The organism is Streptomyces hebeiensis (genome assembly GCF_052983195.1).
Genome location: NZ_CM129812.1, coordinates 7,255,556 through 7,277,251 on the forward strand (window position 1 = coordinate 7,255,556; position 21,696 = coordinate 7,277,251).

Consider the following 21,696-nt stretch of genomic DNA (forward strand, 5'->3'; position numbering starts at 1 on the left):
TCGACCCCAACCCACGACACCCTCCTCATCCCTCACGAAGGACCACCTGTGTCATGACTGCCGGCCACCGTCGCGAACACGACCTGCTCGGAGACCGCGACATACCCGCCGACGCGTACTGGGGCGTCCACACCCTGCGCGCCTCGGAGAACTTCCCCATCACCGGTACGGCGATCTCCGCGTACCCGCATCTGATCAACGCGCTCGCCGCGGTCAAGGAGGCCGCCGCCCGCGCCAACGAGGACCTCGGTCTGCTCGCGCCCGAGAAGGCCGACGCGATCGCCGCCGCCTGCCGGGAGATCCGCGAGGACGGCCGGCTGCACGACCAGTTCGTCGTGGACGTGATCCAGGGCGGTGCCGGCACGTCCACCAACATGAACGCCAACGAGGTGATCGCCAACCGGGCTCTGGAACTCCTCGGCCACGACAAGGGCGACTACCGGCACCTGCACCCCAACGAGGACGTCAACCTCGGTCAGTCCACCAACGACGTCTACCCGACCGCCGTCAACGTCGCCACGATCATCGCCGTACGGGAACTCCTCGACGCGATGACCGTGCTGCGCGAGGCGTTCGCGGCCAAGGCCGAGGAGTTCCGGGACATCCTCAAGATGGGCCGCACCCAGCTGCAGGACGCGGTTCCCATGACGCTCGGCCAGGAGTTCTCCGCCTACGCCGTGATGCTGGAAGAGGACCAGAGCCGGCTGGCCGAGGCCGTCCTGCTGGTCCACGAGATCAACCTCGGCGCCACCGCCATCGGCACCGGCCTCAACGCCCCCGCGGGTTACGCCGAGGCGGCCCGCCGGCACCTCGCGGACCTCACCGGCCTGCCCCTGGTCACCGCGGCCAACCTGGTCGAGGCCACCCAGGACTGCGGTGCCTTCGTCCACCTGTCCGGCGTGCTCAAGCGCATCGCCGTCAAGCTCTCCAAGAGCTGCAACGACCTGCGCCTGCTCTCCTCCGGCCCGCGGGCCGGCCTCGCGGAGATCAACCTGCCGCCCGTTCAGGCGGGTTCGAGCATCATGCCGGGCAAGGTCAACCCGGTGATCCCCGAGGTCGTCAACCAGGTCGCCTTCGAGGTGATCGGCAACGACGTCACCATCACCATGGCCGCCGAGGCGGGTCAGTTGCAGCTCAACGCCTTCGAACCGGTCATCCTGCACTCGCTGTCGGAGAGCATCACCCACCTGGGAGCGGCCTGCCGCACCCTGGCCGAGCGGTGTGTCGCGGGCATCACCGCCAACACCGACACCCTGCGTGCGACGGTGGAGAACTCCATCGGGCTGGTCACCGCGCTCAACCCGCACATCGGGTACACCGCCGCGACCGCCATAGCCAAGGAAGCCCTCGCCACCGGACGCGGGGTGGCCGAACTGGTGCTGGAACGCGGACTGCTCCCGGCCGACCGGCTGGCCGCGCTGCTGCGTCCGGAGGTGATCGCGGGCACGGCGATCCGCGCGGACGGCCGGCCGGTGGAGAGCTGAGAAGGCTGTCGCGTGTCCTCACCCGCGTTCACGCGTTACACCGACCATGAACCTGTATCGCATCCTCACCACCGCCGCGGCGGGCTCCGCCCTCCTCGCCGCCGTCGCTCCCTCCGCCCAGGCCGCCCAGGCGCTCGACCTCGGTGGCACCCTGAGCGGTACGGCCCGCACGGCGGCGACGGTCGGCGAACGGGCCAAGCCCGTCGCGGAACAGCTCCTCGGCGACAAGGTCCAGAAGAAGGTGGGCGCCGTGAAGGGCGTCGTACAGGCCGGGTCCGACGCGGTGAAGGCCGGCAACGACCTGGTCCAGTAAGGACCCCAGCCGGCCCGGGTCACGGAGAACGACGACATGAGGGTGGGCGGTGCCGGCCGGCACCGCCCACCCTCATGTCGTCGTCGGCCCCCGCGGGGGCAAGGGTCCCCTGGTGACGCGTGGTTGCCCGGCGCAGCCCGTACGTCAACAATGCCCATGACAAACCGAGAATCTCGGTCACAGAGGGGACCCCCTATGAGAAAGCCTCTCCTGGGCGCGTTACTCGCCCTCCTGCTCCTCGGAGCGGGAGCGGCACCCGCGGCGGCCACGAGCCACGACGCGGGAGCGCCCACGGCGGATGTTCCGGCCCGGAGCACCGCACCGGCGCCCACGGTCCGGGCGATCGACTTCGCCGGCACGGTGGCGCTGAGCAACTGTTCCGGCTCCGTGGTCCGTACGCCCGGGTCGCAGCCGGGCGACCCCGCCCTCGTCCTGTCCAACGGCCACTGTCTGGAGACCGGTTTTCCGGCCGCGGGACAGGTCATCGTGGACCGGGCCTCCACGCGTAGCTTCACCCTGCTGAACTCGGCGGGCACCGGCGTCGCCACCCTGCGTGCGAGCAAGATCGCGTACGCGACGATGACCGACACGGACATCTCCCTGTACCAACTCACCAGCACCTACGCGCAGATACAGAACTCGTACGGCATCACGGCGCTGGAACTGAACGCAGCCCGCCCCGTCCAGGGCACCGCGATCAAGGTCGTCTCCGGCTACTGGAAGCGTGTCTACAGCTGCTCCATCGACGGCTTCGCCTACCGGCTGAAGGAGGGGAGCTGGACCTGGAAGGACTCCGTCCGGTACACCTCCGCGTGCGACACGATAGGCGGCACCTCGGGCTCGCCGGTGCTCGACAACACCACCGGCAAGGTCGTCGCGGTCAACAACACCGGCAACGAGGACGGCGGCCGCTGCACGCTCAACAATCCGTGCGAGGTCGACCAGAACGGCACCGTCACCGTGCGGCCGGGCATCAACTACGCCCAGGAGACGTACGGGATCGTCGCGTGCGTCACCACGGGGAACAGGATCGACCTGAGTCTTCCGGGCTGCACACTGCCCAAGCCCTGACGTCCGCGGCCCGGGAACGCGCGGCGTGCCACGCGTTCCCGGGCCCCTGTCCCACCGCTGGGTCGGGGGCGGCACCGAGGTGCTGGGTATTTCGGTGCCGCCCGCCCGGCCCTCGGCAGGTTACGGCACTAGCCGAGGAGCGTGTTCATCCGAGTGATCTCGGCGCTCTGGGAGGCGATGATGTCGTCGGCCATGCTCGTGGCGCCCGGATGGGAGCCCTTGGACTTCTCCGTCCTGGCCATCTCGACGGCGCCTTCGTGATGCTCGACCATCATCTCGAGGAATGCGGTGTCGAACGCCTGCCCGGACGCTTTCTCGAGCGCCGTCATGTCGTCCTCGCTCATCATTCCGGCCATGTCGTGCCCGGAGTGGTCCATCGCGCCGCCGGCCGCCGGGACGTCCTCGCCCCAGCTCTTCAGCCAGCCCGTCAGGGTCCGGATCTCCGGGTCCTGGGCCTCGCGGATCTCGGCGGCGAGCTTCTTCACCTCGGCCGACGAGGCCCGGGTGGCGGCGAGATCCGCCATCTCCACCGCCTGCCGGTGGTGCGGGACCATGCCCTGGGCGAACGAGACGTCGGCGGCGTTGTGCGCGGAGTCGGACGCCGAGTCGGACGCGGAGGACGAGGCGGACGAGCGAGGGGACGGGCTCCCGGCGTGGCCCGAGGAGTGACCTTGCGAGCCGCCGTCGCTCCCGCCGCAGGCGGCGAGGACGAGCGCGGCACCGGACACGGCCAGGGCGACGGCCGCCCGGCGGACCGGGCGTCGGTATGAGGTCATGGGAAAGCAACTCCTGTGCGTGGTGGAAGTGTGAGGGCATGCCGAGGACGGCCATCGGCCCCTTACGGGTGGCCGACCGCCGCAGGCGGTTGCCTATATGCGCAGGAGTTGCAGTTCGCTCAGAGAGGCGGAGGAGCCGCCCGGTGGCGCTCCGGACGCGTGGCGGGCCCCGTCCACCGGCGTGACCGGGCCGACGGAGGTGACCGCGACGGGCAGGGCGGGCAGCGCCGGGGCGGAGCCGATGCCGGCGGCCGCGCAGGTGGTGTCCGCGTGGTCCATGTGCCCGCCGCCGTCGTGCTCCGGTTGTACGCAGTCCGGTGCCATGGCCGTCATCGCGTGGCTCGTGGGCGCGGCGTCGTGGCCGGCGGTCGTGTCGGCCGACGCCAGGCCGTGCATCGCCAGCACACCGGCGACGACCGCGAGCACCAACGGCAGCAGCACCCGCACCCCGCGGGGCCGGGTCACATCACGCCGCTGCCGTTTCACACCGACATCCTAAACGGCCCCTCGGCCCTGTTTCCGCCCGCCCCCCCTCCGAGACGGGATCGGCGACGGACCCATGACATGTCCCTCACGCTGAAGTTCAGCTTGAGAACTGACCCGACAAACAGGGATTCGTTGTTTTCTGTCGCGTTCATTCCGCCTACCCGGCTCCGGACGCCCGCCTCTCCCGCGACAGCAACCACAGCAGATAGATCCCGCCGAGCGCGCCCGTCACCAGCCCCACGGGGATCTGGAAGGGGGCGAGGACACGCTGTGCCAGCAGGTCGGCCGTGGCCAGCAGCAGGGCCCCCACCGCCATCGCCGGTCCGATCGGCGGGCCGGGGGAGCGGGTCGTCCTGCGGGCGAGCTGAGGAGCCGCCAGGGCGAGGAACCCGATGGGACCCGCCACGGCGATCGCCGTGCCGGCCAGCGCCACACCGAGCAGCAGGCCGAACGCCCGCACCCGGGGGACGTTCACCCCGAGGCCGCCCGCGGTGTCGTCCCCCATCTCCATCAGCCGCAGCGGCCCGCCCATCGCCAGGGCCGCGGCGGCGAGCACGGGCAGCGCGACCGCCAGTGGGGTGACCTGGGACCAGGAGACCGCGTTGAGACTGCCGTACGTCCATGACTTGGCGCTCTCCGCGGACTCCAGGTCGGCCCGGGTCAGCAGGAAGTCGTTGACGGAGGCCAGCATCGCCCCGACGGCGATACCGGCGAGCACCAGCCGATTGCCCGAGACGCCGCGCGCCGCTGTGAACCCGTACACCACCACCGCGGTCAGCAGGCCGCCGAGCACCGAACCGGCGCCGACGCCCAGCCCGGCGCCGCTCCCGCCCGCCAGGATGACGACGAGCGCGCCACTCGTGGAGCCGGTGGTGAACCCGATGACGTCCGGGCTGCCGAGGGGGTTGCGCGCCAGGCTCTGGAACAGCGCCCCCGACAGCCCGAGCGCGGCCCCCACGAGCAGGGCCGCACACACCCGCGGCAGCCGCTGGCCGACGATGATGAACCGGTCGGTGTCCGAGCCGCCGCCGGTGAGCACGTCCACGATCCCGCCCGCGCCGATCCGGTACGTGCCCGTGAACATGGTCACCGCCCACACCACCGCACAGCCCAGCAGCACCGTGGCCGTGACGGCGGCGGCCCGGCGCGAGTGGCGCAGTGTGATTCCGCCGGGCAGCCGCAGCACCCGGGGCCGGGCCGCCGCGCGCTCCGGGGAGCGGTCCCGCGCGTCGCCGGGCGAGGCGCGGCCGACGCGTCGCACGGAGTGGTTCGGTGCCTCGTCCGCCCCGGTCACCGGGCGTCCTCCCCGCGGCGTACGACGAGCCACAGCAGCACCGGCGCACCGATGAACGCGGTGACCACACCGGCCTCGACCTCACCGGGCGGTGCGACCACCCGCCCCACCACGTCGCTGACGAGCAGTAGCAGGGCTCCGCCCGGCACCGAGAGCGCCAGCAGCAGGCGCAGGTCCGGGCCGAGGAGCAGCCGCAGGACGTGCGGGACGACCAGGCCGACGAATCCGATCGGCCCCGCGGCCGCGGTCGCCGCCCCGCACAGCAGCATCACCGAGGCGAAACCGGCCGCGCGCACCCAGCCCACCCTGAGCCCCAGCGACGCGCCGACGTCGTCGCCCAGCGCCAGCGCGTTGAGCGACGGACCGAGCACGAGCGCGATCAGCAGGCCGGCGACGGCGAACGGGAGGATCGCGGGAAGCGCCTCCGTACCCCGGTTCTCCAGCGAACCCACCACCCAGAAGCGGTACGAGTCGAAGGCGTCGCTGTCGAACATGGTGAGGATGCCGGTCCCCGCGCCCAGGCTCGCCGACAGGGCGGCGCCGGCCAGCACGAGGCGGGTGTGGTGGCGGCCCCGGGCGGCGCCCGAGGAGGTCAGCGCGTAGACGAGCAGCGCCGCCAGGACGGCCCCGCAGAAGGCGAACCACACATAGCCCGCCACGCTCGTGACATGGAAGGCGGCGATGGCGATCACCACGGCGAACGAGGCACCGGAGTTGACACCCACGATGCCCGGCTCCGCCAGGGGATTGCGGGTGATGGCCTGCATGACGACCCCGGCCGTCGCCAGCGCGGCGCCGACGACGACCGCCAGCGCGGTGCGGGGGAGCCGCAGCTGATGGACGATCACGGCGTCCGGGCTCCCGTCGTTGTGGAGCAGTACGCGCCAGACGGTGCCCAGGGGCACTCCCCGCGCGCCGACACCGAGCGAGACGAGGACGAACAGCGCGACCAGGGCGAGCGTGACCACGAGGGCGACCACCCGGCGCCCGCCCCGGGAACGCGCGTCCGGCGGCCTGGGGGAGGTACCGTCGTCCGCCCCTCCCGCCCGCCGGGGGGCCGCGCACGCCGGCGGTGCCGAGCCGCCGGGATCCGTCCCCCCGGCGGTGTTGTGATCCATCACATGACCGCCCTGTCTGTTCATCAACACTTAGGGAAGCCTAAGCTAATGGATCGTGTACCGCTTCCGTGATCTTCCTCTCGTCCGTCTGACCGGCGGCCTCGCCCTGGCCGGAACCCTGCTCCTCAGCGGCTGTTCCACGGCCCCGTCCGCCTCGTCGTCCGCCGCGGCGGACGACGGCCCCGCTCCCCGGCCCACGACGCACACCGCTCCCCGCGCCCTGCCGAAGGGAATGGGGAGCGGCGAGCCCGACGGCGCGTTCCCGCGCACGGTCAAGCACTTCGAGGGCAGCACCACCATCCCGTCCGCACCTCGGAAGGTGGTGGTCATCTCCACCGGACAGGCGGACGCGCTGCTCACACTGGGCACGGTGCCGGCCGGTTCCACCCGGGGCGACGGCGCGGACATCATCCCGAAGTACCTGGTCAAGGACTTCCCCGAGGACGCCGGCCGGCTCGCGAAGGTCACGGACGTGGGCTCCCGGGTGGACCCGGACCTGGAGACCATCGGCAACCTGAAGCCGGACCTGATCCTGATGAACACCGCCGGCAAGAACGCGAAGGGCCTCTACGACTCGCTCAGCGCCCTCGCGCCCACCGTCGCCACCCAGGGCACCGGGCTCTACTGGAAGCAGGACTTCCTGCTCGTCGCCGACGGGCTGGGCAAGTCGGAGGAGGCACAGTCCGTCCTGGACGCCTACCACGCCGAGGCGGAGAAGCTCAGGGCCTCCCTGAAGGAGCCGGTGACCGTGTCCTTCCTGCGGCTCAACGGCGACCGGCTGCGCGTCTTCGGCGTGCCCTCGTTCACCGGCGGCATCGCCGAGGACGCCGGTCTCGCCCGGCCGAAGAGCCAGCGGTTCGACAAGACATCGCGGAACATCAGCAACGAGCAACTCGATCTGGCGGACGCCGACTGGCTGTTCTACGGAGTCCAGGGGAGTGACGGCAAGGCGGCACGGCTCACGGAGGCACCGTTGTGGCCGACGCTGTCCGCCGTCGCGGGCAAGACCGCGGTGGCGGTGGACGACGACACGTTCTTCCTCAACACCGGCCCCACGGCGGCGCGTGACGTGCTCGGCGTCCTGGAACGGCACGTCGCCCGCGAGAACTGACCCGGCCCCCGCGCGATCACGGGTGCCGCGCCGTTCTGGCGGAAGCGACGAGGTGACGGACGCGCGCCGGTGCCGTGCCCCCGTCCGGCGGGGGCACGGCACCGGCGCGCGGGATGGTGTCCGGGCGAGGCCGGTGACGCCGCGCCCGGACGCGGTCAGTTCGGCGCGAGGACGACGGAGTTGTACGGCGTGTAGTCGTAGTCGGCGTACGTGCCGGCGGGCTGCTTGCCCTGGCAGCCGGTCCCGTTGTACCCCGTGCAGTTACGGGCCACGGCGCCACCGGTCTGGTTGTTGAAGAACCGCTTCACCCCGAACTGGTTGCTCAGGTTGTGGGCGCCGTACGTGTACCACTTGTACGTCGGCCTGTCGTTGTTCCAGCTCGCGTTCGGGTACAGGCAGACGTACCCGGACGGACACCCGTGGACCGTGGCCGCCGGCGCCGCCTGCGCGACGTTGGCACCCGCGCCGAGCGACAGCAGCGCACCGGCGACGAGTGCCGCCGAGGCGGCGGTCACCTTCCTGGTCAGGTGACGGACATGACGCATGTGAGTTCCCCCTCGCATGGATGTGTCGCCCCGGAGCGCGGGCTCGGTCCCGTGCACCGCGCTCCGAGTGCTCGAGGGCCCCAGCTTCCGCCGGACCGCGCCGGCCCGGCCACCACCTTCGGCCGTGATCGAAAGTCGCAGTCGGAAGGCGGTGGCGGGCCCGCGCGGCCGGGACGGGCTGCGCCGGCCGGCGCGCGTCGGCCGGCCGTCAGCCGGCGAAGATCTCCACGACCGACCAGACGGCGAGACCGAGCATGCACAGCCCGCCGATGCGCTGGACGGTCTTCAGCGGCACCTTCGTGGCGATGAACCGGCCCGCGAGCAGGGCGAGGGCGGAGACGGACATCAGTGCCGCGGCCGAACCGATCGCGGTCGACCAGGTGCCGTTGCTCGCCGCGAGGTTGGCCGTGGTGATCTGGGTGAGATCGCCCCACTCGCTGATGAAGACCGCCATGAAGGCGGTCGAGTACACCGGCCAGAAGCCGGTGACCGTCTTGCTCTCCGTGTCCTCGTCATCGTCGCCGCCGCCCCCGCGCAGCAGCACGAACGCACCGAAGGCGAAGAGCAGCGCCGAGACGAGCTTGACGATCCAGTCGGGCAGCAGCCCCAGGAGGCTGCCCGCCCCCACGGCGATGGCGACATGGACGACGAAGGCGGTGGAGGTGCCGAACCAGACGTAGAGCGGACGCATCCGCGTACCCATCGCGAGGGACGCGAACATGGTCTTGTCGGGGAGCTCCGCGAGGAAGATGAGCCCGAAGGCGGTGACGATCGCCAGGGGGTCGAGTTGCATTCCGGGTGGCTTTCTCTTCTCAGGGCCGGACCCGGGCCTTCGCGAAGCACCGTGACGGAGCCAGGAGGACCACTCGGCCCGGCACAACGATGGAGACCCGCTCCATGCGGGCCTGTGTGTGCCTGACCGAAGGTCTCGCCCGCCCGCCGGTCGGCGGGCCCGGCCACCGGGAACCCGAGGGCTCCAGTGTGTCGACGACCGGTTCGCGGGGCTACTCCCCTTCGCGACCGCCACCCTACCTCACCCGAACGGCGTCACCGCACCCGTCCCGCGGGCCCGGCACGGTGACGCCGTTCGGCACGGCGGGCGCGCGATCCCGGCGCGTACGGAGCGGGTGACCCGAATGGCCCTGTGCGGTGGCCCGCTCCGTGGGCGTGCCCTCTAGTGGGTGGTGCGGCCGTCATGGGACGGCCGGAGTGCTGCCCGTCGGGCGGCTGGATCGGAGGAGCCTAGATGAGGAGCAACATCAGGACAGCAGCTACCGCCGTGGCCACGGCCGTGCTGTGCGCCGCCGCCCTCGCCGGGTGTTCCGGAGACGGCGGATCGTCGGCGGCCAAGAAGGAGGGGGCCGCGGATTTCGCGGCGGCCTCCCCGAGCGAGACCATGCCCCACTCCCCCTCGCCCTCGGTGAACGTGGGCAAGGTGTCCGCCGTGAGCGGGCCGCTGGGGAAGATCCTGGTCGACGGCAGGGGTCACACCCTCTACCTCTTCGAGGCGGACACGAAGAACAAGTCCAACTGCTCCGGGCAGTGCGCGGTGGACTGGCCGCCCCTGATCGTCGCCACCAAGCCGGTCGCCGGCAGTGGCGGCGTCAAGGCGGGCTGGCTGTCCACGATCACCCGCAGCGACGGCAAGAAGCAGGTCACGTACGACGGACACCCGTTGTACACCTTCGACCTGGACAAGAAGCCCGGCGAGTTCAAGGGCCAGGGCCTGAACCAGTTCGGCGGCAAGTGGTACGTGCTCGGTGTCGACGGCAAGAAGATCACCACCATGCCGCCCGGTGCCACCACGAGCCCGTCGCCCACCGGGAGCCCCAGCCCCGGAGAGACCATGAGCCCCAGTGCGACCGGCGCCAGCCCGTCCTGATCCCGCACGGGATCCCCTCGGGGCTCCCGTCGCCGCCCCCCGATGCCGGCGCGGCGTGGGGGAGCGGGGGCCGTCGGTGCCGGGCACCGGCCCACGCGGCTCCGGCCCGTACCGAGCCCGGTCCGGCCCGCGCCGCGGCCCGCACCGCTCCCCCCTGCCGCGCTCGGCCGTCGTTCTCGCCGCGCTCTGTCTGGGCGCCCTCGCCGGCTGCTCCCACGGGCCCGGCGGCGCGACGCGCTCGCCGGCCCCGTCGTCCCCGCCGCCCTCGGCCGCCCCCTCCTCCCCTTCTCCCCCCGCGCAGGCGACCGGCCGGGCACAGATCACCATCAAGGACTTCACGTACCGGCCCGCGCGGCTGACCGTGACACCGGGGACGAGGATCACCGTCACCAACAAGGACGCCGTCGCCCATACGGTGACCGCCACCGGCAAGAGGTTCGACACCGGCACCGTCGGTCCGGTGAAGACGGCCGCCTTCACGGCGCCCGGCACAGCGGGTGCCTACCCCTACCTCTGCACCATCCACCCCTTCATGAAGGGATCGCTCACCGTCCGCTGAGTCCGCCGGGCCTCACCACTCGACCGGGAGGGTGAGCGGGGATCTGACGGGGGAGGCGTCGTCCCAGGCGGGCTCCTGGCCATGCGCCGCTCGAAGCCCCGGGAAGCGGCCGAGCAGGGCCGCCAGGCCGACCGTCATCTGGGCCCGGGCCAGGTGCGACCCGATGCAGTTGTGCGGGCCCCGCCCGAAGGCCAGATGCGGATTGTCCGCACGGTCCAGGTCGAGACGGTCCGCGTCGGGGAACACGGTGGCGTCGCGGTTGGCGGCAGCGTGCACGGGGAGTACGGCGTCACCCGCGCGGATGGTCTGCCCGCGCAGCCGGATGTCCTCGGTGGCCAGCAGCACCACCACGCCGTTCTGCACCGGTGTGTGGCGCAGCAGTTCCTCCACCGCGGTGGGCATGAGGCCCGGCTCGTCCCGCAACCTCGCGTACCGGGCGGGGTCGGCCAGCAGCGACACGACGGCGTTCGCGAGGAACATCGTGCTGCTCCGGTAGCCCGCGACCAGCATCGAGAGCCCGAAGCCCCGCACGCTCTCCTCGGTCAGCTCGCCGCGCTCGTGCGCGGCGACCAGGTCGCTGAGGATGTCGTCCGCCGGAGAACACCGCTTGGCGTCGATGACCGACTCGATGTACGCGCGCAGCCGGCCGCTGGCCGCGCGTCCCTCCTCCAGAGTGATCAGCGCGCCGAGGGCGACGTCCGCGAGCGGCACGAAATAGCCGGCGTCCTGGCGCGGGATGCCCACCAGGTCGCACATCACCAGCAGGGGAAACGGCTCGAAGAAGCCCGCGACCAGGTCCCCGGGGCGGCCTCCGGCGGCGAATCCCTCCAGCAGCTCGTCCGCCGTCGCCCGCATCGCCGGCAGCCGGCCGCGGACGGCACGCGGGCTGAACCACTCGGACAGGGCCCGGCGCAGCGCCATGTGCTCGAGGCCTTCCAGCTCCATCATCGTCGTCAGACCCGGTTCACCGGCCCCGTCGCCGTCGGGTCGGCTCGGCCACTGTTCGATGGTCGGCCTGATCAGCCGCCGGTCCCCGATCAGGTCCCTGACGTCCTCGTACCGGGTCACGTACCAGGCGGGGACGCCCTGTGGCGTCCTGACCCGGGTCACCGGGCAGTGTTCGCGCAGCCACGTGAACTCGGCGGGCGGGCCCATGGTTCCCGGCGGCGGGACGGGATGGTCGAGCGGTGTGGAGGAGGCGACCGGTGCGCCGGGGGCGATCGGTGCGGAGCGGGTGATCGAGGCGGAGGCGGAGGGGGTGGCGCACGCGGGGTCCGGGGAAGACGGGACGGACGGCGGCGAAGTCACCGGGGGAGTGTGCTGCACGGGTTCCCTCTCTGGCGGGTGGGGACGCGGGGCCAACGCGCAGCCGGTAGGGCAGGGTCACGGTTCCGCACGGAGGCGGCCACGGTCGCTCCATTCCGCCGTGCTATATCAGGTTCCGCCACTCTAATGAGCGGAAACGGGCGCTCCCATCACACGAAATGCTGGTTTGGGCGCGGATTCATGGACGTTCTGACATCGTCGGGAAACGTGTCGTCCGGCGCTGTCAGGTGGCGGGGACGGTCGCGGAGCGGTCGACCGTGGCGGCGGTGATCACGATGCCCACCAGGAAGGACGCCCCGGCCAGCACCAGCGCGAGCCGCAGGCCCGGGAGGAACGACGCCGGGCCGCCCGAGAGCAGGGCGCCGAGGACTGCCACCCCGATGACGCCGCCGAGCTGGCGCGCGGCGTTGATCACACCGGAGGCCAGGCCCGCCCGCTCGTGGGGAGCAGTCTCCACCACCGCCGTGGTGGCCGCGGGCATGGTGAACGCCATGCCGAAACCGGTGGCGACCAGCGGTGCCACCAGCAGCGCGTACGGCGTCCGGGCCCCGGTCGCGGCCAGCCCGAGCAGTCCGGCGGCCCCCGCGGTCAGCCCGATCAGCATCGTCCGGCGCGGGCCGCCCGCCCGGGCGGCACCCAGCGTGCCTCCGGAACGGTTCGCCGCCCGCCGAAGTGTGCGGACCCGAGTCGACTCCGGACCGGCCGGTGCAGGACCTACGCGGCCCGCTCGGCCTACTCGGCGTCGATGGCGGTGATGACCGGCTCCCCGAGCGGCGCGTCGCTCGCGGGGAGACCGGCCTGTTCCAGGGCCACGCCCGCGATCCGACGGGCCTCTTCCCGGGCGGCGCCGGATGTGCCGGCCTCCACTTCGAGATGGAGGGTGAAGATGGAGGCGTCGCTGTCGACGGAGAGGATGTCCAGTTCCTCGGCGGCCCCGACGTCCGTCGTCCGCGGGTCCGCCGGCCGCAGGGCCCTGAGCACGGCGGCCCGGGCCTCTTCGGTCAGCGGCCGCTGGAGCGTTCCGGGGACGGTCATCACGTAAGTGGTCATCCTTCACGCCTGTCCCGTCGAGGCGCCCGGCACTCCCACCGCGCGCGGTTTCGTACGATCCGGGCCGCCGCCCGGATCGCGTACGGGCGGCGGCGGGAGACCCGTCCGGAAGGCCGTCGGCGGAGTGGCCCCGCGCGGGCGCGAACGGCCCTCCCCGCGCCCGGCCCGCGGAAAGCGGCCCGCCCCCGCCGGCCACCACGTGCCGCTGATCGACGTGGTGACTCGACGGAGGTCCGCAGCTGGGCGGCGGGGCAGGGGCGGGCACCGCCCGGTCCCCGTCAGCGGCCCGGTCCGCGCCTGCCGCCTCCCATGTCCCGCGTGCCGCCGGTGCCGCCCGTCGGCTCGCCCGTCGTCCGGTCGGTGTCGTACCGGATCTCCTCCTTGCGGACCTCGGCGGAGACCTCCTTCTGCTCGGTCACCCTCTCCGTCTCCATCCGCACCCGCTCCACGGGAACGGTCTCCTTGCTGATGACCGGCTCCTCGGCGTGCAGGGTCACCTCGGTCTGCGCCTCGCCGATCCGGGAGCGCCCGTAGCCGCCGCGCTCCTCGGGCGCGATCGCCTCGTGGACGACCCGGACCTCCTCGTGGCTGAGCGGGACGGACGTGGTCACGTGCTCGGTCACGACGACCTTGCGCAGCCGCGCGTGCCCCACCTCGTGTTCCTCGGCGCCGACCCGGAGCTGTTCCTCGGACCGGATCAGTTCCTCGCCGTGCAGGGCCTTGCCCTCGCCCGGCATGGCGCCGCGCATCCCGGCACCGGCCGGAGCGCGTCCCTGGCCGCCGGCCATCGCGCCGGGCTCGTCCGTGAGGCCGGCTCCCATGCCCGTCCCCATGCCGGCGCCCGCCCCCGTACCGCCGGTCGTGCCCGCCGTGCCGGTACGGGCCCCGGTGCCCGCGCCCTCTTCCGTCCCGGCCCCGATGCCCATGCCCGCGCCCGCCGCCGGGCCCGTGGCGGCGGCCGTCCCGATGCCCGTGCCGCCGACCGACAGGCCGTAGTGCTCGTAGAGCTGTGTCTCCTGCCCCGGGTCCAGATGCTCGTCGGCGTCCAGGCGCGGCGCATCCTTGACGGTCTCCCTGGCGTACGGGACGTGGATGTCCTCGCCCGCGCGGCGCGCCCCGGCCAGCGGGACGAGGCTCTCCTTCATGCCGAACAGCCCTGTCTTGACGGTCACCCACTCGGGGCGGCCCGTCCGGTCGCCGACATAGACCTGGCCCACCGTGCCGACCTTGTCCCCGTTCCTGTCGTACACGCCCAGGCCCACGAGCCTGCTGGGGTTGTTGAACACGCCTTCGGCTGACATCTGCGATCACTCCTCGCGTGGGGGAAGCGCGTCTGCGGGCTCCTCACGGTCAGGCGCGCACATCTCCATCGCGCATCCGTCCCCCGGCGGCGGCAACCGGGGGAGCCCTCCGGGCCGTCGACGGCAGTGGCCCGGGCCGCCGTTCGGCCAGCGTTCACCGCAGCGGGCGCCCCCTCGTCGACATCCGCCATTCGGGTGAATCCCATCCGGGCCGACCGATCGGGGCGCCGCGCTCCGTCCCGGCCCGCAGTCCTTGGTAGTCCTTGACCGTCCCCGGCGACTCCCCCGGCCCTCCCGGCCGCCCGACAGCGTACGGAGGTCACACCATGCCGGTGAGATGCGTGGCGGTCGTCGTCCACCGGGGCCGCCCGGCCGCCGTCGACGCGGCCGGTGCCGTCCGCTCCTGGTGCGCGGCGCGAGGTGTCCCGTGCCAGGAGGCCGACGTGTGGCAGGACCACGAACCGCGCCGCGGCGGCCGGGAAGAGGCGCACGCGGCGGGCGATCCGGACCTCGTCGTCACCCTCGGCGGGGACGGGACGTTCCTGCGCGGCGCGCGGATCGCCGCCGCGAACGGCGCCGCGGTGCTCGGCGTCGATCTGGGCCGGGTCGGCTTCCTGACCGAGGTGCCCGCCGAAGAGGTCACCGGGGCACTGAACGCGGTGCACGAGGGCCGCGTCACCGTCGAGGAGCGCATGACGCTCACCATGCGGGCCTCCCGGGGCCTGGAGCTCCCGGCCGGTATGGAGGCGCTCCTGTGCTACGGCAGGGGGCCCGCCCTGCCGCCGCCCCCGGTCCGGTCCCCGCCGGAGGGGGCGGGGGCCGAGGCCGGTGCCGCCGCCGGGACGGAGGCCGGCGCCGAGGGGTGGGGCGTGCCGCTGGACATCACCGCCGTCAACGACATCGTCGTGGAGAAGCTGGCCAGGGACCGGCAGGCCGCCCTCGGCGTCTATCTCGCGGGCCGCCTGCTCGCCTCGTACTCGGCGGACGCCGTCATCGTCGCCACGCCGACCGGCTCGACGGCCTACAGCTTCGCAGCCGGCGGCCCGGTCCTCTCGCCCCACATGGACGCCGTCGTCTTCACTCCCGTGGCACCGCACATGACGTTCAACCGCACGGTGGTGGCCGCCCCGGACGAGCCGGTGGGCCTGCGTGTCCTGCCGCACTCCGGGCAGGTGGCGGTCAGCGTCGACGGCCAGCTGCGCGGCGTGCTCGGCCCCGGGGACTGGATCGGGGTGTACGGGGCCGCGAACCGGCTGCGCCTGGTCCGGCTGGGGCCCACCGACTTCTACAGCAGGCTGCGGAGCCGCTTCCGGCTCACCGACGCGCCCGCCACGGCCGCCGACGGCGAGGCGGCACCCCTCTTCCGCCCCGACAGCCCCGTCCCGGCCGATCTCGCCCATCTGCGGCTGCCGCCCCGGCCGTCCGGTCCCTGAGCACGCCGGAGTGGACGGGACGGGTGTGACACGGCGGTTTACGGTGAGGAGAAAAGGGACCCGAAGCGGTCGACATCAGTCAGCAGCGGTCGAAGGACCACTGCGCCGCGCGAGTGCGGCGGAGCGGTCCGTCGGATGACGTGAGGAGAGCGGTATGGCGATCGCGACCTACTCCCTGGTGGCCCTGGACTGTCCCGACCCGCCGGCACTCGCCCGTTTCTACGCCGATGTGCTCGGCGGCGAGGTGAAGAAGTACGACGACGTCTGGTACGACCTGTACCTCCCGGGCGGCGCCCGTATCGCCTTCCAGCTCGCCCCCGACCACCGGCCGCCGAACTGGCCCGACGGCGCCCACGACTCCCAGCAGCTCCACCTGGACCTCGACGTGACGGACATCGAGGCGGCGCAGGAGCAGGTGCTCGCGCTCGGAGCCACGCCCCTCGACCTCGACGACGACGGGGGACGGCGCGGCTTCCGGGTCTACGCCGATCCGGCGGGGCACCCCTTCTGCCTGTGCGTGCGGTGACACCCGGGGCGGCTCCCGGCGGGTCCGGTCCCGAGCACGGCCGCGACGAGACGGTCGAGCAGCGCGCGGACCGGCTGTGGAACGAACTCCTCCAGGAGCTGCGGGTGGCCCAGACGGGCGTGCAGATCCTGTTCGGCTTCCTGCTGACGGTCGTCTTCCAGCAGCGGTTCACCGAACTCTCCGAGACCGACCGGGACATCTACACCGCCACCGTACTGCTCGGCGCGGCGGCGGTGGGCGCCCTGATCGCGCCCGTCTCGTTCCACCGGCTGCTGACCGGGCGCCGGCTGAAACCGCAGATCGTCCGCTGGGCCTCCCGGCTGACGATGGTCGGGCTGGTGCTGCTGCTGTGCACGATGGCCTCGGCCCTGCTGCTCATCCTGCGGTTCGTGGTGGCGGACGCCATCGCGGTGTGGCTCGTGGGCGGCATGGTCGCGTGGTTCGTGCTGTGCTGGGGGCTGTTCCCGGCGATGGCCCGTCGGCATGCCACGCGGTCGCACCCCACCGTCACCGGCGCTCCGCCCGAGGACAGGACCTGAGCGGGCCGGGACGCGCCGCTTCCGCACCCCGCCCCCGGTGAGCGGGGTACGGACCGCCGGGTACGGCGTGGCCGGCGCCCGCTCGACCAGCGCCACGCCGAGCGTCGCCGGGTCCCTCCGCGGTGCGGCGGACGGAAAAGGGCGCGTCACGGACGTACGAGATGTTGCCCGCGCGGGTACACGGCATGATCGAGACACAGGCCACGCCCTCGGTCCGCTGTCCGGCCCCCCGCGGTGGCCGCCGGACACCGGGCCGCGCGGGCCCCGACGGCACGGGAGGCGGAGCACACCATGGCGACACGCGCGGCACTGTTCGACATCGACGGAACCCTGGTCGACACCAATCATCTCCATGTGGTCGCCTGGTGGGAGGCGTTCCGGCGGGCCGGGCACACCGTGCCGATGTCCACCATCCACCGGGCGATCGGGCTCGGCTCACAGGACCTGATCGCGCACCTGCTCGGCGACGAACGCGACCCCGCGCGGGACAAGGGGATCGGCGCCGCGCACACCGAGCTCTACGGGCAGTACTTCGACCGGCTCGCCGCCTTCGAGGACGCGGGCGACCTGCTGCGCTCCCTGGCCGACCGCGGCTGGCGGATCGTCCTCGCCACCTCCGCCGGTGACGCCGAGCTCGGCGCGCTCAGGCGCGCGATCGGCGCGGACGACGTCATCGCGGACATCGCCGGAGGAGACGACGTGGAAGCCGGCAAACCGGCCCCGGACCCGGTGTACCTCGCACTGGAGAAGGCCGGGGTACCGACGGAGCGCGCGGTGTTCGTGGGCGACTCGGTCTGGGACATGGAGGCGGCCTCCCATGCCGGGGTCCGGGCCGTCGCGCTGCTGTCGGGCGGTCTCCCCCGCACGGCCCTGGAGTCGGCGGGGGCGGACGAGATCTACGCCGACGCGACCGACCTGCTGGCGCGCCTCGACTCGAGCGCGTTCGCGCGACTGGAGGACCACTGAGGACCCTCGCCGCCGAGATCGGGCCAGGGCCCACGCGGCCCGCGCGTGCCGTGTGGCGCGTTCTCCGACCGCCGGCGGCGGTCGGTCCCCGCGGATGCGGCGGCGCGCCTTCGGGGCGGGCGGCGCATGTCGGGGCCGGCCGGGCACGGCGCCGGTGCGGGCCGACCGTACCGGCCCTTCCGGGCGCCCCTTCGGCGCGAGCGGCCCTCGGCCCGGCCCCCGGCCTCAGGACTTCGCCGGGGCCTTCCGGGACCGGGTCCACTCCCGTAGCTGACCGGCCGTCCAGGTGTTGACGACCCGATCGGCGGGCACCCCGCACTCCTCCGCCCGCGCGCACCCCAGGAGTTGCCAGTCCAGCTGCCCCGGCGCGTGCGCGTCCGTGTCGACGGCGAAGAGGACACCGGCGGCGACCGCCTGCCGGAGCAGCCGACGCGGCGGGTCCAGACGTTCGGGGCGGCTGTTGATCTCCACCGCCGTACCGGACTCCGCGCACGCGGCGAACACCTCCTCCGCGTCGAACTCCGACTCCGGCCGGCCCCCGCCGCCCCGGCTCCGCCCGTCCCGCCGCCCCCGGCCCGATCCCCGGTGCGCCGTCAGCAGCCGGCCGGTGCAGTGCCCGAGCACGTCGGTGCGCGGGTCGCGTACGGCGGCGACCATCCGCCGGGTCATCGCGGCCGGTTCCATCCGCAGCTTGGAGTGGACGGACGCCACAACCAGATCCAGCCGGTCCAGCAGATCCGGCTCCTGGTCCAGCGAACCGTCGGGCAGGATGTCGCACTCGATGCCCGTGAGCAGCTGGAAAGGCGCCCACCGGGAGTTGAGGTCCGCGATCAGGTCGAGCTGTTCCCGCAGCCGTCCCGCCGTCAGCCCCCGGGCGACGGTCAGGCTGGGGGAGTGATCGGTGAGGACGGCCCACTCGTGCCCCAGCGCCCGGGCCGCCCGGCCCATCTCCGCCACCGGGCTGCCGCCGTCCGACCAGTCCGAATGCAGATGACAGTCCCCGCGCAGCGCCGCCCGCAGGGTGTGCCCCCGCTCGGCCAGCGGCTCGCGCGCCTCCCCCTCCAGCCGTCGCAGGTACTCGGGAACGTCCCCGGCCACCGCCTCCTCCACGACCCGGGACGTCGTGGGGCCGATCCCGCGCACCCGGCCGAGCGTGCGGCTCCCGGCGCGCCGTCCGACCTCCTCGGGGTCCATCGCCGCCACGATCGCGGACGCGTTACGGAACGCCTGGACCCGGTACGTCTCGGCCCCCGAGCGCTCCAGCAGGAACGCGATCCTGTCCAGGGCCTCCACCGGTTCCATGGCGTGCCCCCAGTACGTCGAACGGTGTCCGAACGGTGTTCCGGCCCTGTGCGGCGGCCGGGCGGCCGGGCGGCCGACCGGTCTCCCGGAGGCCCTCCGCCATTGTCCGCGCGACCGCCGCGCCCCGCATCCGGCCACGACCGTGGCCGGGCACCGAACGGGGGCCGCACACATGGTGTGCGGCCCCCGGACCGAACCGTCGGCGCCTCTCGGCCTCGTCGCCCCACGCCTCCCGCGGGACGCGCGCCACAGGGCGTGGCGTCGTCCGTTCCGGACCTCTCGGGGCCGGCGCGGGGCGGGGCGGGCCGCGTCACACGGATACGCCGGGCCGCGGCGGCGCGGCGTGCGGTCGTGGCGCGGTGGAGCGGTGGGTCAGCTCTGCGGGGAGCGACGCTTGCGCGCGGCCCACATGATGCCCGCGCCGGCGACCAGCACGACGGCGGCTGCCCCGGCGATCAGCGGCGTGGCGCTGGAACCACCGGTCTCCGCGAGGTCGCCACCGGCGGCGCTCGGCGCGGAGGACGGCACCGCCTCGGAAGCCGAATCGCTCGGCTCCTCGGCCTGGGGCGCGGAGGCCGACGGGGCCGGCTCGGGGGTCTCCTCGGCGGGAGGCGTATCCGCGTCGGACGGCTCGGGAGCCGGGGCCTCCGACGACGGCGGCGGGGTGTCCTCGCACACCGGCGCGACCTTGTCGTCCTCCTTGGAGAACTGGTCGCCGTCGGCCGCCTTCACACTGAGGTGAAGCTTCAGCTCGCTCGTGTGCTCCGGCAGTTCGAGCTTCTTGTGGAAGTCGTTCCGGAAGCTGGTGGTGGGCAGGAGGTCCTTGCCGTCCACCGTGACCGTCACGGTGTTCTTGTCGCTGTTGCCGTAGGCGGTCAGGTCCAGGCTGACCTCGGAGCAGCTCACCGTCCACGTCGGAGTGTGCGCGTTCGCGGGTACGGCCGACAGGCCGACACCGAGCGCGCTCACCGCCGCGACCGTTATGAAGGCGCCTCCGCGCCGCCATGATCTGCTGAGTTGAGTCACAAAATCCTCCGCTATGTGCGCGCCGCCCACGATGACGGCGCGCGCGCACAGTACCGCCATCCGCCGGCTTCGCCCTCGGCCACCCCACGCAACTCGCCTTTTCCGCCCGCCTCATGGCCGTCCGATCCACCGAAAGCCGCCCGGAAAGCCGGAGTCGACGGCCGGGAATCCGCCACCGAGGCAGGGCCGGACCCGTCACCGCGGTCGCCGTCCACGCTGATGGGGGCCGCGCATGCGGTGTTTGGGACGGTGCGGGCGGACTTCCCCGCCCATGCGCACGCGGGCTCATTCCCGCCGGAGCAAAGAATCCGTCAATTATTGACCGCGGCTTTTCCCTGTCCGGAAAGCACTCACCTTCGCGCCCGGGTCGGCCGCCGTCCGCCGGGTCCACCGCCAGATCCGGGTGAGCCGGGTACGGCGCTCCCGCTGTTCGCGCGCGGACCGGTCCAGTTCTTCCATCAGCCGCCTCGAGCGGCTCTCCAGGTCGAGCTCGTCGAGGATCCGGTCGATCTCCGTCAGCAGCGCGCCGTGCAGCTGCCACTGACGGGGGTGGCGCCGTACGCCGTCCAGCAGCAGGTGCGCCACCGTCTCACGGCTCGCCCGCGCGCTGCCGAGGTCCTCGGCCAGCCGGGCCTCCGCGGTCTCGGCGTTGGCGCTCACCTCCGTGGTCACCAGGACGGCGAAGCTCACGACGGCGTCGGCGACCAGGGCCAGCGTCTCCTCCAGCGCCGCCCCGGTCTCCTCCGGGAACAGCGGCTCCTCGGGCCGTTCCTTGGCGAGGTCGGTGAAGGTCCTGGCCAGGACGCGGAGCACCACCGTGCAGATCTCCAGGGTGTCGAGTCCCGTGCGCAGCACCACCCGGTGCAGCAGCCCCTCCTTGACCCGGGGGTTGAGCCGCAGGCTGTCCTCCGCCTGCCGCAGCGCCGCGTCCACCTCGCTGATGTCGTGGTCCAGCCGGCGCGCCTCGTGCAGGCGGGAGGCGGCGCGCTCCACCGGGAGCGAGACGGTCAGCCCCTCGCCGATCGCCAGCAGCAGTTGGCGCATCCGGCGGGACAGGTCCTCGATCGACTGGCCCGCGGTGCCCACCCACACCGGGGGGACCAGCAGGAAGTTGAAGGCCAGCCCCACCCCGGCCCCGATCAGTGTCTCCAGCACCCGGTCCCAGGCGGTCGACGCCACCTGCGTCACCCCGAGCACCAGCATGGCGCTGATCGCGACCTCGGGCACGAACTCGCTCACGCGGACGAGATGCCCCACGGCCAGCGCCGCCAGGATGATCAGCCCCAGGCTCCACCAGGTCAGCCCGACGAGCACGCTGAAACCGATCGCGACGAGCACACCGGCGACGACCGCGTTCACCCTGCGGATCCCGGTGGTGAGCGTGGAGTAGAGGGTGACCTGGACGACGAGCAGGGCGGTGAGCGGCGCCGTCAGCGGGGCCGGCTCGCTGCTCAGCCGCAGCGCCACCACATAGGCGATGGTCGCGGCCGCCGCCGAACGCAGGCTCTGGACGACGACCGGCTCCCGGCGCCGCCTCACCAGTCCGGCGACCGGCTCCCGTATCCTCGCCCGTGCCACGTCCAGCCTG

Annotated in this window: 23 protein-coding genes; 10 read left to right on the forward strand and 13 right to left on the reverse strand. The window is 73.1% G+C overall.

What is annotated here, in order from left to right:
* Nucleotides 1-53: 53 nt before the first annotated feature.
* The 3 genes from aspA to ACU6P3_RS31140 all read left to right on the forward strand — a co-directional run bounded on the left by aspA (nt 54) and on the right by ACU6P3_RS31140 (nt 2,868).
* Nucleotides 54-1,484, forward strand: a complete 1,431-nt coding sequence (aspA, locus tag ACU6P3_RS31130; protein ID WP_447195138.1) for an aspartate ammonia-lyase — start codon at nt 54-56, stop codon at nt 1,482-1,484.
* Nucleotides 1,485-1,530: 46 nt separating this feature from the next.
* A complete protein-coding gene (locus ACU6P3_RS31135) occupies nt 1,531-1,797 on the forward strand; it encodes a hypothetical protein (RefSeq protein ID WP_030740341.1) in 267 nt (88 codons plus the stop codon).
* 195 nt (nt 1,798-1,992) lie between these two features.
* Nucleotides 1,993-2,868, forward strand: a complete 876-nt coding sequence (locus ACU6P3_RS31140; RefSeq protein WP_447195139.1) for a S1 family peptidase — start codon at nt 1,993-1,995, stop codon at nt 2,866-2,868.
* A 128-nt stretch (nt 2,869-2,996) separates the two neighbouring features.
* Here the strand turns inward: ACU6P3_RS31140 and ACU6P3_RS31145 are convergent, their stop codons facing one another.
* From ACU6P3_RS31145 to ACU6P3_RS31160, 4 genes are all read right to left on the reverse strand, one after another.
* Nucleotides 2,997-3,644 (reverse strand): DUF305 domain-containing protein, encoded by a 648-nt coding sequence (locus tag ACU6P3_RS31145; protein WP_447195140.1) that lies wholly within the window; start codon nt 3,642-3,644, stop codon nt 2,997-2,999.
* 93 nt (nt 3,645-3,737) lie between these two features.
* Nucleotides 3,738-4,130, reverse strand: coding sequence for a DUF6153 family protein (locus ACU6P3_RS31150; RefSeq protein ID WP_447195141.1), 393 nt, complete (start codon nt 4,128-4,130; stop codon nt 3,738-3,740).
* A gap of 157 nt (nt 4,131-4,287) precedes the next feature.
* The gene (locus tag ACU6P3_RS31155) at nt 4,288-5,424 is read right to left on the reverse strand and encodes a FecCD family ABC transporter permease (RefSeq protein ID WP_447195142.1); all 1,137 of its coding nucleotides are present in this window, start codon (nt 5,422-5,424) and stop codon (nt 4,288-4,290) included.
* Nucleotides 5,421-6,566: a FecCD family ABC transporter permease gene (locus tag ACU6P3_RS31160; RefSeq protein WP_447198137.1), complete on the reverse strand. Its 1,146-nt coding sequence runs from the start codon at nt 6,564-6,566 to the stop codon at nt 5,421-5,423. Before ACU6P3_RS31160 ends, ACU6P3_RS31155 begins: the two co-directional genes overlap by 4 nt.
* A gap of 31 nt (nt 6,567-6,597) precedes the next feature.
* Between ACU6P3_RS31160 and ACU6P3_RS31165 the strand changes: the two genes are divergently transcribed.
* Nucleotides 6,598-7,653 carry an ABC transporter substrate-binding protein gene (locus ACU6P3_RS31165; protein WP_447195143.1) on the forward strand — a complete coding sequence of 352 codons (1,056 nt, stop codon included), beginning with the start codon at nt 6,598-6,600 and terminating at the stop codon, nt 7,651-7,653.
* A gap of 155 nt (nt 7,654-7,808) precedes the next feature.
* Here the strand turns inward: ACU6P3_RS31165 and ACU6P3_RS31170 are convergent, their stop codons facing one another.
* Nucleotides 7,809-8,198 carry a hypothetical protein gene (locus ACU6P3_RS31170; protein WP_447195144.1) on the reverse strand — a complete coding sequence of 130 codons (390 nt, stop codon included), beginning with the start codon at nt 8,196-8,198 and terminating at the stop codon, nt 7,809-7,811.
* A 208-nt stretch (nt 8,199-8,406) separates the two neighbouring features.
* Nucleotides 8,407-8,991, reverse strand: coding sequence for a TMEM165/GDT1 family protein (locus tag ACU6P3_RS31175; RefSeq protein WP_344268207.1), 585 nt, complete (start codon nt 8,989-8,991; stop codon nt 8,407-8,409).
* Between the two features lie 453 nt (nt 8,992-9,444).
* Here ACU6P3_RS31175 and ACU6P3_RS31180 point away from each other — a divergent pair, with 453 nt between their 5' ends.
* Together ACU6P3_RS31180 and ACU6P3_RS31185 are read left to right on the forward strand one after the other, a co-directional pair.
* Nucleotides 9,445-10,080: a COG4315 family predicted lipoprotein gene (locus ACU6P3_RS31180; protein WP_447195145.1), complete on the forward strand. Its 636-nt coding sequence runs from the start codon at nt 9,445-9,447 to the stop codon at nt 10,078-10,080.
* Between the two features lie 76 nt (nt 10,081-10,156).
* Nucleotides 10,157-10,639 carry a cupredoxin domain-containing protein gene (locus ACU6P3_RS31185; RefSeq protein WP_447195146.1) on the forward strand — a complete coding sequence of 161 codons (483 nt, stop codon included), beginning with the start codon at nt 10,157-10,159 and terminating at the stop codon, nt 10,637-10,639.
* A 12-nt stretch (nt 10,640-10,651) separates the two neighbouring features.
* On the opposite strand, the gene ACU6P3_RS31190 is transcribed toward ACU6P3_RS31185, so the two are convergent.
* From ACU6P3_RS31190 to ACU6P3_RS31205, 4 genes are all read right to left on the reverse strand, one after another.
* On the reverse strand, nt 10,652-11,947 hold the full coding sequence (locus tag ACU6P3_RS31190) for a cytochrome P450 (RefSeq protein ID WP_447195147.1): 1,296 nt from the start codon (nt 11,945-11,947) through the stop codon (nt 10,652-10,654).
* Between the two features lie 241 nt (nt 11,948-12,188).
* The gene (locus ACU6P3_RS31195) at nt 12,189-12,605 is read right to left on the reverse strand and encodes an MFS transporter (RefSeq protein WP_447198138.1); all 417 of its coding nucleotides are present in this window, start codon (nt 12,603-12,605) and stop codon (nt 12,189-12,191) included.
* Between the two features lie 92 nt (nt 12,606-12,697).
* Nucleotides 12,698-13,015 (reverse strand): hypothetical protein, encoded by a 318-nt coding sequence (locus tag ACU6P3_RS31200; protein WP_447195148.1) that lies wholly within the window; start codon nt 13,013-13,015, stop codon nt 12,698-12,700.
* 278 nt (nt 13,016-13,293) lie between these two features.
* Nucleotides 13,294-14,316: a DUF2382 domain-containing protein gene (locus tag ACU6P3_RS31205; protein WP_447195149.1), complete on the reverse strand. Its 1,023-nt coding sequence runs from the start codon at nt 14,314-14,316 to the stop codon at nt 13,294-13,296.
* Between the two features lie 326 nt (nt 14,317-14,642).
* On the opposite strand from ACU6P3_RS31205, the gene ACU6P3_RS31210 reads away from it, so the two are divergent.
* From ACU6P3_RS31210 to ACU6P3_RS31225, 4 genes are all read left to right on the forward strand, one after another.
* A complete protein-coding gene (locus ACU6P3_RS31210) occupies nt 14,643-15,749 on the forward strand; it encodes an NAD(+)/NADH kinase (protein ID WP_447195150.1) in 1,107 nt (368 codons plus the stop codon).
* 154 nt (nt 15,750-15,903) lie between these two features.
* Nucleotides 15,904-16,275 (forward strand): VOC family protein, encoded by a 372-nt coding sequence (locus ACU6P3_RS31215; RefSeq protein ID WP_030740297.1) that lies wholly within the window; start codon nt 15,904-15,906, stop codon nt 16,273-16,275.
* Complete coding sequence (locus tag ACU6P3_RS31220) at nt 16,263-16,814, forward strand: DUF6328 family protein (RefSeq protein ID WP_447195151.1); 552 nt, start codon at nt 16,263-16,265, stop codon at nt 16,812-16,814. The genes ACU6P3_RS31215 and ACU6P3_RS31220 overlap by 13 nt, the downstream gene beginning before the upstream one ends.
* 291 nt (nt 16,815-17,105) lie before the next feature.
* The gene (locus ACU6P3_RS31225; protein WP_447195152.1) at nt 17,106-17,780 is read left to right on the forward strand and encodes an HAD family hydrolase; all 675 of its coding nucleotides are present in this window, start codon (nt 17,106-17,108) and stop codon (nt 17,778-17,780) included.
* A 225-nt stretch (nt 17,781-18,005) separates the two neighbouring features.
* Here the strand turns inward: ACU6P3_RS31225 and ACU6P3_RS31230 are convergent, their stop codons facing one another.
* From ACU6P3_RS31230 to ACU6P3_RS31240, 3 genes are all read right to left on the reverse strand, one after another.
* A complete protein-coding gene (locus ACU6P3_RS31230) occupies nt 18,006-19,082 on the reverse strand; it encodes a PHP domain-containing protein (protein ID WP_447195153.1) in 1,077 nt (358 codons plus the stop codon).
* 372 nt (nt 19,083-19,454) lie between these two features.
* Nucleotides 19,455-20,108: an LAETG motif-containing sortase-dependent surface protein gene (locus tag ACU6P3_RS31235; protein WP_447195154.1), complete on the reverse strand. Its 654-nt coding sequence runs from the start codon at nt 20,106-20,108 to the stop codon at nt 19,455-19,457.
* 315 nt (nt 20,109-20,423) lie between these two features.
* The gene (locus ACU6P3_RS31240) at nt 20,424-21,686 is read right to left on the reverse strand and encodes an FUSC family protein (RefSeq protein WP_447198139.1); all 1,263 of its coding nucleotides are present in this window, start codon (nt 21,684-21,686) and stop codon (nt 20,424-20,426) included.
* Nucleotides 21,687-21,696: the final 10 nt, after the last annotated feature.

Coding starts and splice junctions, on each gene's coding strand:
- aspA (WP_447195138.1), top strand. CDS start 54: ATGACTGCCGGCCACCGTCGCGAACACGACCTGCTCGGAGACCGCGAC.
- ACU6P3_RS31225 (WP_447195152.1), top strand. CDS start 17,106: ATGGCGACACGCGCGGCACTGTTCGACATCGACGGAACCCTGGTCGAC.
- ACU6P3_RS31170 (WP_447195144.1), bottom strand. CDS start 8,198: ATGCGTCATGTCCGTCACCTGACCAGGAAGGTGACCGCCGCCTCGGCG.
- ACU6P3_RS31175 (WP_344268207.1), bottom strand. CDS start 8,991: ATGCAACTCGACCCCCTGGCGATCGTCACCGCCTTCGGGCTCATCTTC.
- ACU6P3_RS31210 (WP_447195150.1), top strand. CDS start 14,643: ATGCCGGTGAGATGCGTGGCGGTCGTCGTCCACCGGGGCCGCCCGGCC.
- ACU6P3_RS31200 (WP_447195148.1), bottom strand. CDS start 13,015: ATGACCACTTACGTGATGACCGTCCCCGGAACGCTCCAGCGGCCGCTG.
- ACU6P3_RS31135 (WP_030740341.1), top strand. CDS start 1,531: ATGAACCTGTATCGCATCCTCACCACCGCCGCGGCGGGCTCCGCCCTC.
- ACU6P3_RS31215 (WP_030740297.1), top strand. CDS start 15,904: ATGGCGATCGCGACCTACTCCCTGGTGGCCCTGGACTGTCCCGACCCG.
- ACU6P3_RS31180 (WP_447195145.1), top strand. CDS start 9,445: ATGAGGAGCAACATCAGGACAGCAGCTACCGCCGTGGCCACGGCCGTG.
- ACU6P3_RS31230 (WP_447195153.1), bottom strand. CDS start 19,082: ATGGAACCGGTGGAGGCCCTGGACAGGATCGCGTTCCTGCTGGAGCGC.
- ACU6P3_RS31140 (WP_447195139.1), top strand. CDS start 1,993: ATGAGAAAGCCTCTCCTGGGCGCGTTACTCGCCCTCCTGCTCCTCGGA.
- ACU6P3_RS31205 (WP_447195149.1), bottom strand. CDS start 14,316: ATGTCAGCCGAAGGCGTGTTCAACAACCCCAGCAGGCTCGTGGGCCTG.
- ACU6P3_RS31145 (WP_447195140.1), bottom strand. CDS start 3,644: ATGACCTCATACCGACGCCCGGTCCGCCGGGCGGCCGTCGCCCTGGCC.
- ACU6P3_RS31160 (WP_447198137.1), bottom strand. CDS start 6,566: ATGAACAGACAGGGCGGTCATGTGATGGATCACAACACCGCCGGGGGG.